Annotated in this window: 11 protein-coding genes, 1 other RNA gene and 1 pseudogene; 4 read left to right on the forward strand and 9 right to left on the reverse strand. The window is 57.6% G+C overall.

Annotated elements, in window-relative coordinates; all coding sequences use genetic code 11:
* The first annotated feature begins 58 nt into the window (after positions 1 to 58).
* Complete coding sequence (locus ABR39_RS12890) at positions 59 to 865, forward strand: nickel/cobalt efflux protein RcnA (RefSeq protein ID WP_047347260.1); 807 nt, start codon at positions 59 to 61, stop codon at positions 863 to 865.
* A gap of 34 nt (positions 866 to 899) precedes the next feature.
* Here the strand turns inward: ABR39_RS12890 and ABR39_RS12895 are convergent, their stop codons facing one another.
* The 3 genes from ABR39_RS12895 to ABR39_RS12905 form a co-directional block, all read right to left on the reverse strand.
* Positions 900 to 3,992, reverse strand: a complete 3,093-nt coding sequence (locus tag ABR39_RS12895) for a beta-galactosidase (protein WP_047347261.1) — start codon at positions 3,990 to 3,992, stop codon at positions 900 to 902.
* A 103-nt stretch (positions 3,993 to 4,095) separates the two neighbouring features.
* A complete protein-coding gene (locus ABR39_RS12900) occupies positions 4,096 to 5,166 on the reverse strand; it encodes a LacI family DNA-binding transcriptional regulator (RefSeq protein WP_047347392.1) in 1,071 nt (356 codons plus the stop codon).
* Positions 5,167 to 5,243: 77 nt separating this feature from the next.
* A complete protein-coding gene (locus ABR39_RS12905; RefSeq protein WP_047347262.1) occupies positions 5,244 to 5,855 on the reverse strand; it encodes a YczE/YyaS/YitT family protein in 612 nt (203 codons plus the stop codon).
* Between the two features lie 86 nt (positions 5,856 to 5,941).
* On the opposite strand from ABR39_RS12905, the gene ABR39_RS12910 reads away from it, so the two are divergent.
* Positions 5,942 to 7,363, forward strand: a complete 1,422-nt coding sequence (locus ABR39_RS12910) for a PLP-dependent aminotransferase family protein (protein ID WP_047347263.1) — start codon at positions 5,942 to 5,944, stop codon at positions 7,361 to 7,363.
* An 83-nt stretch (positions 7,364 to 7,446) separates the two neighbouring features.
* Here the strand turns inward: ABR39_RS12910 and ABR39_RS12915 are convergent, their stop codons facing one another.
* The 3 genes from ABR39_RS12915 to ffs form a co-directional block, all read right to left on the reverse strand.
* On the reverse strand, positions 7,447 to 7,662 hold the full coding sequence (locus ABR39_RS12915; RefSeq protein WP_008503298.1) for a hypothetical protein: 216 nt from the start codon (positions 7,660 to 7,662) through the stop codon (positions 7,447 to 7,449).
* Complete coding sequence (locus ABR39_RS12920) at positions 7,659 to 7,910, reverse strand: hypothetical protein (protein WP_047347264.1); 252 nt, start codon at positions 7,908 to 7,910, stop codon at positions 7,659 to 7,661. Before ABR39_RS12920 ends, ABR39_RS12915 begins: the two co-directional genes overlap by 4 nt.
* A 262-nt stretch (positions 7,911 to 8,172) precedes the next feature.
* An RNA gene (gene ffs / locus ABR39_RS24405) (signal recognition particle sRNA small type) lies at positions 8,173 to 8,269 on the reverse strand.
* Positions 8,270 to 8,353: 84 nt separating this feature from the next.
* Between ffs and ABR39_RS12925 the strand changes: the two are divergent.
* A pseudogene (locus ABR39_RS12925) lies at positions 8,354 to 8,751 on the forward strand (MGMT family protein).
* Between the two features lie 35 nt (positions 8,752 to 8,786).
* On the opposite strand, the gene ABR39_RS12930 reads toward ABR39_RS12925, so the two are convergent.
* A complete protein-coding gene (locus ABR39_RS12930; RefSeq protein WP_029741632.1) occupies positions 8,787 to 9,314 on the reverse strand; it encodes a YbaY family lipoprotein in 528 nt (175 codons plus the stop codon).
* 203 nt (positions 9,315 to 9,517) lie between these two features.
* Between ABR39_RS12930 and tesB the strand changes: the two genes are divergently transcribed.
* Complete coding sequence (tesB, locus tag ABR39_RS12935; RefSeq protein ID WP_047347265.1) at positions 9,518 to 10,378, forward strand: acyl-CoA thioesterase II; 861 nt, start codon at positions 9,518 to 9,520, stop codon at positions 10,376 to 10,378.
* A 180-nt stretch (positions 10,379 to 10,558) separates the two neighbouring features.
* Here the strand turns inward: tesB and amtB are convergent, their stop codons facing one another.
* Both amtB and glnK read right to left on the reverse strand, forming a co-directional pair.
* On the reverse strand, positions 10,559 to 11,848 hold the full coding sequence (gene amtB / locus ABR39_RS12940) for an ammonium transporter AmtB (RefSeq protein ID WP_047347266.1): 1,290 nt from the start codon (positions 11,846 to 11,848) through the stop codon (positions 10,559 to 10,561).
* Between the two features lie 35 nt (positions 11,849 to 11,883).
* Complete coding sequence (gene glnK, locus ABR39_RS12945; RefSeq protein WP_008503304.1) at positions 11,884 to 12,222, reverse strand: P-II family nitrogen regulator; 339 nt, start codon at positions 12,220 to 12,222, stop codon at positions 11,884 to 11,886.
* Positions 12,223 to 12,441: the final 219 nt, after the last annotated feature.

The raw sequence follows: 12,441 nt of genomic DNA on the forward strand, positions 1-12,441 counted from the left end.
GTATTAATCTACTGGGGGGGAGTAGTATCAGGGCACGCTTTCCACTCCGGAATTTCCCATGAACGATTTTGCTTCACTCCTGCAGCAGGGTAATGCCTGGCTGTTTGTCCCCAGCGCTATTCTGCTCGGTGCATTACATGGCCTGGAGCCGGGCCACTCAAAAACGATGATGGCCGCCTTTATTGTGGCCATCCGCGGCACGCTGAAACAGGCGGTACTGCTCGGTCTGGCGGCAACGCTTTCCCATACGGCGGTGGTCTGGATCATTGCCATGGCAGGATTATGGTTTGGTCGGAGCTGGGATGCGCATACCTCAGAACCGTGGTTTCAGCTGATCTCGGGAGTCTTGATCGTCCTGATCGCCTTGTGGATGGCGTGGCGCACCTGGAAAGAGAGCCAGCCGCACGATCATCATCATGATCACTATCACGATCATCATCATGACCACGACCATCATCACGGCCACCTGCTGGTTGAAGAGGAGTGGCAGGACGCCCACCAGCGCGCGCACGCGCAGGATATTAACCGGCGTTTCAACGGTCAAAACGTCACCACCGGACAGATCGCGATGTTTGGCCTGACCGGCGGGCTTATTCCCTGCCCGGCGTCCATCACCGTACTGCTCATCTGCCTGCAGCTTAAGCATTTTGCCCTTGGCGCGACGCTGGTGTTCAGCTTCAGTATTGGTCTGGCGATTACCCTGGTCGCTTCCGGCGCGATTGCCGCCTTAAGCCTCAAACATGCGACAAAACGCTGGCCCGGGTTTAGCGAATTTTCCCGCAAAGCGCCGTGGATCTCAGCGGCGCTGATTATCATGGTAGGGATTTACATGAGCCTGCATGGCCTGAGCGGAATTCTGGCGTAAGCATGCGGCCACCCGTGTGGCCGCATCTCAATGGTCAGTTAAGGCGCTGCTGCCAGCTGAAGGTATAACGAAGCTGGCGTTGCTGGAGGATAAATTCCGGCGAGACGCTGGGGCTCCAGGAGTCGTCGCCGCCCACGCCCATATGGAACGCATCGAGGCAGAGCCAACATCCCGGCTCTTCCTGCAACAGATGATGATGGCTTGTCTCACGCAGCTGCTGCTGGCCGTAGCGGCTCACCGAGAAATGGAACGCGCCATTCAGCTGATGCGCACCCAGCACGAGTTCCCGGGTATCGCAGCGCAAACCATTTTCCGTCGGGAAGATATACGGCGTATGCATGGCCTCCAGAGGCAATGTCCAGCGCCCCTGCTCTGCCGCCAGCTTTCTGTCAGGGTAGTTTTCATGCGGCCCCAGCCCCAGCCAGTGAACGTTTTCCGGCGTTTCGGCAAGATGAACGCTCAGGCCTACGCGCGCGGGTTCCGGAATATCAGACGCAACATCAACCTGAATATCACCGTGCAGCCTTCCCTGGTCGTCCACCCGCCAGGTTTTGCGGCTCAGGAACAGCGCTTTGCCGTGATACTCCCCGACGTGCAGGGTGGTCACCACCACCTCGCCCGCGTGCTGCTCTGCCTCACAGTGCAAAAGTCGCGAGGTGAAATCGTACATGCCCGCCGCTTTCCAGCGCTCAACCCACGCGTTCGGATCGATTTGCGTCGCTTCACTCACGCCAATGTCGTTGTCCAGCGGTGCGCGGCTCACGTTATCCGTCACCGGTGCGAGCAATGTTTCACCCCCCTCGCGCCACCATTGCGTCAGGTTGCCCGTGGTGCGATCGAACTGCCAGCGCTGTTGACGATGCGTGACCTCCAGCATGCGCTCGTTTTGCGTCAAAACCGGCGGCTCGCCCGCAGGCGCTGGCGGCGTAGTAAAGAGCGGAGCCGGAAGCGGCCACTGCTCCCACGCGCAGCGATGGTTAGCCGGTGACCACGGCGTTGCCCGCGGCTGGCGGACTTCAACGTTCAGCCAGACCTCTCCCGGTTCGGCCGTCATCTCTGGCAGGGCAATCTCCAGGCGCTGAGTGCCTTCCGGCGCCATCGCGAGCGTCACCTCGCCTGCAGCCAGAACTTCTCCGTCGCGGGCAACCGTCCATCTCAGCACTTCGTTATCGGTGCGGCGGAACAGGTAGCCGCTTTGTACCTCTATCACCAGCGGAGACGTGCTCACCCGCGTAAAGGTAAAAAACTGCTGCGCGCGTTGCGCTTCGTACAGCGCCGGGTGCGGCGTGCGATCGGGGAAGACCAGGCCATTGAGGCAGAACTGCCGATCGTTCGGTTTGTCGCCAAAATCCCCGCCGTAGGCCCAGAACGCGTTGCCATTTTCGTCTTTCTTCGTCAACGCCTGATCGACCCAGTCCCAGACAAACCCTCCCTGCAGGCGAGGATGGCTGCGAAACGCCTGCCAGTATTTCTCGAACCCACCGAAGCTGTTACCCATCGCGTGAGCGTATTCGCAGAGGATCAGCGGACGCGCTTCGTCCGGCATGCCGATCCACTTCTTGATTGACCATTTCGGTACCGCCGGAAAAGGCTGATCCTGGTCGACACGGGCGTACATCGGGCAGACGATGTCGGTCGCCGCCGTATTCGCCCCACCGCCTTCGTATTGCACCGGGCGCGTCGGATCGGTGGACTTCACCCAGCGGTACAATGCATCGTGGTTTGCGCCGTGGCCAGACTCATTGCCCAGGGACCAGATGATAATTGAGGGGTGGTTACGATCGCGCTGCACCATGCGGGTCACGCGCTCGCTCATGGCGGGCAGCCAGCGCGGATCGTCAGCAAGGCGGCTCATCGGCACCATGCCGTGGGTTTCGATATTGGCCTCGTCAACGACGTACAGCCCGTAGCGATCGCAAAGCCGGTACCACAGCGGATGGTTCGGGTAGTGCGAACAGCGCACGGCGTTGAAGTTGTGCTGCTTCATGATTTCAATATCGCGACGCATTGTCGCTTCGTCCATCACCTGGCCGTTTTCCGGATGATGCTCGTGCCGGTTAACCCCGCGGATCAGCAGCGGTTTACCGTTAAGCTTCAGCAGGCCGTTGCTGATTTCAACGCGGCGGAAGCCAACGTCGCACGCCTCAATCTCCAGCACTTCCCCCTGCGGGTTAAGCAGCACAATCGTCAGGCGATACAGCTCCGGCGTTTCCGCGCTCCAGAGCGCAGGGGCCTCAACGGGGATCGTTACCGTTAAGCGCTCGGCCCAGCTGCCGCGTTCGTCAACAATGGCCGACCCCGGACGCCGGGATACGCTGGCGCATTTCTCTCCCTTGCGCCACAGGGTTAAGGCCACTTCACACGCTGAAAATTGCGAACCCTGCAGGGCGACGTCGACCTTCAGCGCCGCGCGGTCCAGCTCCGCATTCAGGTCTGTCACGACGTGATAATCGGCAATCTGCATCTCGGGTTTATGCAGCAGCGTCACATCGCGGAAAATGCCGCTCATGCGCCACATGTCCTGATCTTCCAGATAGCTGCCGTCGCACCAGCGCAATACCATGACCGCCAGGCGGTTCTGACCGGGACGCAATGCCGCCGAGAGGTCAAATTCGGCGGGCAGCCGACTGTCCTGGGAATAGCCTATCCACTCTCCGTTGCACCACAGATGAAACGCCGAGTTCACGCCGTCAAAGATAATGCGGGTTTGCCCGCTCTGTAACCAAGCGTCCTCTACGTCAAATGTGAGCGAGTAACAGCCGGTGGGGTTTTCTTGCGGCACAAAAGGCGGGTTAACGGGTATGGGATAGGTCACATTGGTGTAGATGGGCGTATCGAACCCCTGCATCTGCCAGTTAGACGGCACGGGCATCGCAACGGCATCTGCACAATCTTCGGCTACCCATACCTGAGGAACCTGCTCGGGTGCCGCAAAAAAACTGAATCGCCACACCCCGTTAAGACTATGCCTGCTGACGGATCCGGCGTCGTCCCGGGCGGATTGTTCATTACGCCAGCTGTGTAACGGCGCGTGTGCGGCCAGGCGGTTCCACTGGGTAACCCCCGGATTTTCCCAGTCTCGTCGGGCCAGGATGGCGCTGAGGGTCAGCGATGGGGTATTGGACATATCAACCTCTTTGCGAAGCGCTCACAATTTTGGGTAACATGCCCTGGCGATCGGCGACGGTAAAGCGTTCGATCGCGGGGTAGCGAGTCAGATCACAAAAGTCCTATTTGCGGGCAAGCTGCTCGGCCATCAGCGCCAGGCTTCTGAGCTGCCGCGCCAGATCCTCTCGTTCGGCCTGCCGGGGAGCATGGCGCGCGCTGGAATGACGGGTAACCAGCGTAACCGGCAGCTGAACCTGCCAGCACGCGTCGTCCCCGGTGGGCGCCAGCAGCCACTCCACGCTGCGTTCCCCCGCGTCGCGAAAGGCCTGACGAATGGTCGTCAGCGGCGGGGAGAACCAGGCGCTGTCAGCCGTATCGTCGAACCCGACCACGGAAATCTGGCCCGGAACCGCTATCCCTTTTTCCGCACAGGCGCGCATCACCCCAAGCGCCATTTGATCGTTCGCCACCAGAATCGCATCCGGTAATACCGCCCCAGACAGCAGCAGATGCCCCTTCTCATATCCGCAGGCCGCGCTCCAGTCACCGAAGGCAACCGCAGCGGCGTCAAGACCTGCGCGTGCCAGGGCGGCTTTCCAACCCGCCAGACGCGCCCGCGCAGAAACCGAGCTTTCCGGCCCGCTCAGCAGGGCAATGCGCTGATGCCCCAGCGAAAGCAGATGCTCAATGCCCAGACGCGCACCCTGTTCAGCGTTAAACACCAGGCTATTTACCTGCGCGGAGGGCGATACATCAAGGAACAGCACCGGGACAGGCGACGCCAGGGCCCTGAGCTGTTCGGCATGTTCATCGTCAAGCGGAACATTCACCAGCAGGGCTTCCACGCGCTGCGCCAGCAGCGCCTGAAGTGCGGCCTGACACTGTTGCGGCTGCTCCACCATGGAAATGAGGACGCTCGCCCCCTTTTCGGCCGCACGCGTTTTTACCGCTGAGACAATTTGCGAAGGCGCGTGCAGGGCCAGATCGGTGGTGATGAGCCCCAGCGTTCGGGTGCGTTTGCCCGCCAGCTGCTGCGCGCGAAGGTTAGGAACGTAGTGCAGTTCCGCCATCGCCTGCTGCACCTTTTCCCGCGTGCGGGCAGACACATGTTCCGCGTCGTTAATGACGCGGGAGACGGTCTGATAAGAAACCCCCGCAAGGAGGGCGACATCATAGAGAGTGATAGCTTTCATGCATTCTGGCATCGCGTATTTCGGGATGCCTATTCTGGCACAGCGATGCCGTTAAAACATGTGAGCGCTTCGCAAAATTAAACAACCCGCTCTGGCTGAGGAATTTCCGCAATGCGCGGCTTCTGGCGGAACCAGGGCAGACAGAGCTGGATAAGCGGGCCAATGGTCAGGGCATACAATACGGTCCCCACCCCAAACGTGCCGCCAAGCACGCACCCAATCAGCAGGACGGACACCTCAATTGAGGTACGCACGCTGCGAATGGACCATCCCAGTCGGGCATGAATGCCGGTCATCAGGCCGTCGCGCGGGCCGGGCCCGAAACCGGCACCGATGTACATACTGGTCGCAATCGCGTTCATCACAATACCCCCGACCAACAGCGTGATGCGAAGTGGCAAGGAACTCAGTTCAGGGATAAGCGCCATGCTGGCGTCCGCCGCCAGACCGATACAAATCACGTTGCTGATGGTGCCCAGCCCCGGCATCTGACGCAGTGGGATCCACAGCAGCAGTACCGCAGCGCCGACTAAAATGATCACCGTCCCGATGCTCATCCCCAGCTGCATCCCTACCCCAAGATGAAACACATCCCACGGATCGACGCCCAAATCGGAACGAATAAACATCGCGGTGGAAAGGCCATACAGCCCTAAACCGACATAAAGTTGTAGCAGACGACGCACCATTTTTATCTTCTCCAGTGAACCAGGCTTTCATCCTGACCTAAAATGGCACTATGATTAATGTCCAGTTTTCAAATAGTGGACTGCATATGTCATCACGCCGCTTCGGAAGCCAGTCTTTGATACGCCTTTTAGGCCACTGGCAGCAAACCTCGTCCCGCACTCCGCTCTGGCGTCAGCTGGCCGATGCATTGCGTCTGTTAATCCTTGATGGTCGGCTGGCGCTCAATACGCGGCTGCCGGGCGAGCGTGAGTTGGCCTCTGCGCTGGACGTAAGCCGAACCACCGTCAGCAGCGCCCTCGCCCATCTGCGCGAAGAAGGTTATCTTGAAAGCCGTCACGGCAGCGGGTCGCGCGTGATCCTCCCGGATACGCGCGCCGTTCCCACCCTTTCAGCAGCGAGTGCCGCGCTGGATCTCTCCACAGCAGCACTGAATGCCGGGCCGGAGATCCACCAGGCGTATACCCATGCGCTCACCGCCATTACGCAGCACCTTTCGCTGACGGGCTACGATCAGCTTGGGCTGCCGGCGCTGCGGGAGGCCATCGCTGCGCGCTATACCGCGCGCGGTCTTCCCACCCGCGCAGAGGAAGTGATGGTGGTTAATGGCGCCGTCAGCGGCTTTGCGCTGGTGCTGCGGATGATGACCGGGCCGGGGGATCGCGTCGTAGTTGACCATCCCACCTACCCGCTGGCGATTGCCGCCATTCAGGGGGCGCAGTGTAGGCCCGTGGGGGTGTCGCTGCCGGAGACCGGCTGGGATACAGACGGCTTCGCGGCAACGCTTGCCCAGACCGCACCGCGGCTGGCGTATCTGATGCCAGATTTTCATAACCCGACCGGGAGATGCATGGATATCGCGACCCGTCAGGCCATCACCGATATTGCTGCGCAAACCCGTACGGCGCTGGTGGTGGATGAGACGATGGTGGATCTCTGGTTTGACTCGCCTCCGCCGCCGCCGCTGGCCTCCTTCAACCCACAGGCCACCGTCATTACGTTAGGCTCTGCGGGAAAAAGCTTTTGGGGAGGGCTGCGTCTCGGCTGGATCCGCGCCTCCTCGCGTACTATCGCCACGCTCGCCCAGACGCGGGATACCCTGGATTTAGGGTCTCCGCTGCTGGAACAGCTGGCGATGCTGTGGCTCATGAATAACAGCGAGACGTTTCTGCCCGCGCGCCGGAAAATGCTGGCTGAACGACGCGATCGGTGCGGTGAATTGTTGCGCGAACATTTCCCTGAGTGGACATTCCATGAAGCGGAGGGCGGGCTCTCTTACTGGATAGAACTCCCGGGCATGCTGGCGACTCAGCTTGCCGCGCGGGCTGAGATTCTGGGGATCAATCTGGGGACCGGGACGCGGTTTGGTTTATCTGGCGCGTTTGACCGCTATTTACGGATGCCCTTCTCGCTCGAACCGACAGAGCTTGAGCAGGCGCTGCTGAGGATCAAACCGCTATGGCTTGCTCTGAATAAAAACATGCCATCGATAAAACGCAGCGTGATTTAATATTGAAAAGTTTGAAGCCGATCATAAAAAATAAAAACTGCTGACTGTCACGGAGGCAGTCAGCAGTTTTCACCGTTCAGAAGTTAATGCTGAGCAGGAATAGGAAAACCTTTTAGTGAAATAACAAAGTTTTCACCATCTTTCTTTATTTTTGCGCCGGTATCACACCAGTCAGACGCAATACGAAAGAACTCATCACTTCCGACATTCCAGCCAAGACGTACATGCTTCACGTAGCCTGAACGCAACAGATCGCAGGCTTCTTTGTAGTCGCTGGCAGTTGACAGTTGTTGTTTCATTTTCTCTTCTTCAGAAGTTTACGTAGAGCTTTGATTTCTTTAGGAGTAAAAGGAGAAATGCTCTCTTCTTCCGTATGCTGATTATCAATATCCTCTTCCGATACTCCCGCCTCTTCTACTGCTTCAAACGCCAGCAGCAGCAGTTTCTCTGTCGTCACGCTTAAATTCTCGTTATTGTCTTCCGCATAGTGGCGAAGCCTTTCTTTTAGCGCGTCATCGATCTTAACGTTTAATACCGCTGTAGCCATGTTTGTCACTTCCCTTCGGAATAAGTACTTTATTTAATACACGAAGTTAACAATGTTATCCAGATATATATTTTTTTGAATTATGGTAGAAAATAGACATCCGAATATAAAATGCCAGTCTATTATTACAGGTTTATGACAGTAATATTTCAAAGCGATGAAATATATATTACACGATATAAGCTTAATCTTATTGTGGAATAAACGCTAAAGGAAAGGTAAAAAACAGGGAAGAAGGTACGAGTCCAGAAATGGGTGGGGGCCCTGCCAGCTACATCCCGGCACACACGTCGTCTGCCCTGGCTGCTTCCTTCCGGACCTGACCTGGTGAACAGAGTAGCGTTGCGGGAGAACCAACAGAGCCCCCATTGAGAGCGTTGATAACCAACGCGCTGGCGCATTATCCCTGTGCTAACGACCAATTGCAAGCTACCAGGAACCGGATGCTGGTTTCTTGCGCAAACAGGCGCAGCAATCATCACGGTCTTCGTTTACCATGGCTCTCCAGAACATCCCCACAGGTGAAGGTATGGACGAGCACGACTCCTTTCCACAGCGCGTATGGCAAATCGTGGCTTCAATCCCGGAAGGCTATGTCACTACCTATGGTGATGTCGCACGCCTGGCCGGTTCCCCGCGCGCGGCGCGACAGGTCGGCGGCGTTTTGAAACGGCTACCGGAAGGAAGCACGTTGCCCTGGCATCGGGTGGTGAATCGACATGGCGCCATCTCGCTCACCGGACCGGATCTCCAGCGTCAGCGTCAGGCGTTACTTTCAGAAGGGGTGCAGGTATCAGGGTCAGGGCAAATCGATTTGCAGAAGTACCGCTGGGTGTATTGATCCCCCTCTCCCGGAGGAGAGGGGAAACACAATCATTACATCTGAGTCGGTGGGGTTGGCAGGGACGGCTGATTGGTCTGCGGCGCGACCGGTACTTCGGTCTGCTGCACAGGGACCAGGTTCAGGTCGACTTTTGTCCCACCGTTATTGATCGCTTCCTGGACCGTATCGGTGATAAACACCAGCTTACCGTTGATCGTTACCGCTGCACTCAGCAGGATGCGGGCATTAGGCTGCACGTCCGATGGGTTATACGGCAATACGAAGCTAAACGGCGCCTGCTTACCTTCAGTACGGACGGCGCGCTGGGCCACAACCTTCGATGGCGCGTCGGCCAGGGAAGCATCAGACAGCGTCACCGTTAATACCGCATCCGGCGGTAACGCGACTTTCTGTTTAATCCAGATGGTACCGGAAACGTTAGGCTGCTGAATGGATTGCTGTGAAAGGGTATTAATCCCGTTCGGATCGGCTGCTGGTACAGGCACCTGGGCGCTCTTACCGGCACAGGCGGACAACGCCACCGCAATAGCTACACCACTTAGCATGGGCACGAGTTTCATTGAAGTCTCCTTATCATCAATGCACCAGCGGGATCGATCCCATCCGATGTCGTTTCAATCACATAACGTATACAAGTGTGGCACAAATCACTGATTAATGCCTGAAATCGTCCCGATATTCAGATTATTCTACCCATCGGACCACTTTCATTTCTGCGTTATACTCTGCCTATCTTTCGCTACGGCGTTTATTGAGGACAATTATGAGTCAGGCACTGAACAATCTGCTGACATTATTGAATCTGGAAAAAATTGAGGAAGGACTCTTTCGCGGACAGAGCGAAGATTTAGGCTTACGCCAGGTCTTCGGCGGGCAAGTCGTTGGACAAGCGCTGTACGCAGCAAAGGAGACTGTCCCGGCAGACCGTCTGGTGCACTCATTCCACAGCTACTTCTTACGCCCCGGCGACAGCGCAAAACCGATCGTCTATGACGTTGAAGTCCTGAGAGATGGCAACAGCTTCAGCGCGCGCCGCGTCGCGGCTATCCAGAACGGTAAGCCGATCTTTTACATGACGGCCTCTTTTCAGGCACCAGAACCCGGCTACGAGCACCAGAAAGTGATGCCCCCGGCGCCGTCGCCAGACGAGCTCAAATCAGAGACCGATATCGCCCGTGCGCTGGCGCATCTGCTTCCGCCGCAGGTCAAAGAGAAGTTTCTCTGCGATAAGCCGCTTGAGATCCGCCCCGTCGAGTTCCACAACCCGATGAAAGGCCATACCGCGGAACCGAAGCGCCAGGTCTGGATCCGGGCTAACGGTACGGTGTCTGAGGACTTCCACGTGCATCAGTATCTGCTGGGCTATGCGTCAGATTTCAACTTCCTGCCGGTGGCGCTGCAGCCGCACGGCGTCGGGTTTCTCGAAAAAGGGATGCAGGTCGCGACGATCGACCACTCCATGTGGTTCCACCGTCCGTTCAACATGAACGAGTGGCTGCTCTACAGCGTGGAGAGTACGTCGGCATCAAGCGCTCGCGGCTTTGTTCGTGGGGAGTTTTATACGCAGGATGGCGTGCTGGTCGCCTCGACGGTGCAGGAAGGGGTGATGCGTAATCGAGGTTGATGTTACCCTCACCCTGGCCCTCTCCCACGGGGAGAGGGAATACACACTAAAAACGGCAACCATAGGTTGCCGTTTTGCTTTTACCTGGTGCGGCCTGATGCCCTCACCCTGACCCTCTCCCACGGGGAGAGGGAACAAACACTAAAAACGGCAACCAAAGGTTGCCGTTTTGCTTTTACCTTAGGCGTTATACGCATTCTCGCCGTGGCTGTTGACGTCCAGACCTTCGCGTTCCTGCTCTTCCGGTACGCGCAGCCCAACCGTCATATCCGCCAGTTTGTAGCCAATGAAAGCGACAACGGCAGACCACACCACGGTGACAGCAATACTTTCCAGCTGCACCAGCACCTGATGGGCCATGGTGACGCCTTCTGCGTAGCCCACGCCACCCAGCGATTTCGCTGCGAAGATACCGGTCATGATACAGCCGACGATGCCGCACACGCCGTGCACGCCAAACACATCGCAAGGGTCATCAACGCGCAGAATACGCTTCAGCGCCGTCACGCCCCACAGACCCGCCAGACCCGACACCAGGCCGACCAGCAGCGCGCCACCCACACCAACATAACCACACGCTGGAGTGATACCGACCAGACCGGCAATCGCCCCCGAACAGGCACCCAGCAGAGAAGGTTTACCGCGCACCGCCCACTCGCCAAAGACCCAGGAGAGGATTGCACCCGCCGTGGCCACAACGGTGTTCACGAAGGCCAGCGCGGCGATTTCGTTTGCGGCACTTGCTGAGCCGGCATTGAAGCCAAACCAGCCAAAGTAAAGGATCGCGGTACCGGTAAAGACCATCGGCAGGTTGTGCGGTTTGAATGCTTCTTTACCGAAGCCCACGCGTTTGCCAATCAGGTATGCGCCAACCAGACCCGCTACCGCGGCGTTAATGTGTACAACGGTACCGCCCGCGAAGTCCAGCGCGCCGTGCGTTGCCAGCAGACCGCCACCCCAGACCATATGCGCAATCGGCACATAGGAGAGCGTCAGCCAGACCACCACGAAAATCAGGACCGCTGAGAAACGAATACGTTCGGCGAGCGCGCCCACAATCAGCCCGACGGTAATACAGGCGAACGAGCCCTGGAAAGCAACGTGAATATACTGGTAGAAGCTGCCCATTAGCGCGGTCAGCTCAATATTTTTCAGCATCACCCAGTCGAAGTTACCAAAGAACGCGTTGCCCGTGCCGAACGCCAGCGAGTAGCCGTAAACCACCCACAGCACGCAGACCAGCGCGAACGTTACGGCAACCTGCGTCAGCATGGAGAGAACGTTTTTGCCGCGGATCAGGCCGCCGTAGAACAGCGCAATGCCCGGAATGGACATGAACAGCACCAGCGCGGTGCTGATCATCATAAAGGCGTTATCGGCTTTGTCTGCCACAGCAGGTGCAGCAGCCAGCGCCAGGCCCGGCAGCAGTGCCAGCGAACCCAGACCCGTTTTAAGTGTTGCTATCTTCATTTTCTCGATCCCTATCACTGTGTGCCAGGCGTTAATTACAGTGCCGCTTCGTCAGATTCGCCGGTACGGATGCGAATGACGCGCTGCAGTTCGGCAACGAAAATTTTGCCGTCGCCAATTTTGCCGGTGTAGGCCGCTTTGCTAATGACATCAATGACTTCATCAAGCTGATCGTCAGCAATCGCGACATCAATTTTTACTTTTGGCAGAAAGTTAACGCTGTATTCCGCCCCGCGATAAAGCTCGGCATGACCCTTCTGACGACCAAAGCCTTTCACTTCGGTGACAGTCAGTCCCTGAATACCCATTGAAGAGAGCGCTTCACGCACGTCTTCGAGTTTGAATGGTTTGATTACAACCGTAACCAGCTTCATAGATCCCCTCCAGTCAGAATTCGGTAATGGCCGCAGCTAACGCAGAAGGTATTGCAAGGGGTGTGCCAGAAATGAAAACCAGGAGGAATAGCGGTGCGATGAGCGTTACGCGCGCCTGCTAAACGCACCGGTGAAAAAAAACGCACCATGCCGGTGCAGGGTGCGTTTCAGTTTTGCACCAACAGGAATGACTGTTAGCGCGTCGCCTCATTTTAGTGC

It is taken from the genome of Enterobacter genomosp. O, assembly GCF_001022965.1.
GTDB lineage: Bacteria > Pseudomonadota > Gammaproteobacteria > Enterobacterales > Enterobacteriaceae > Enterobacter > Enterobacter cloacae_L.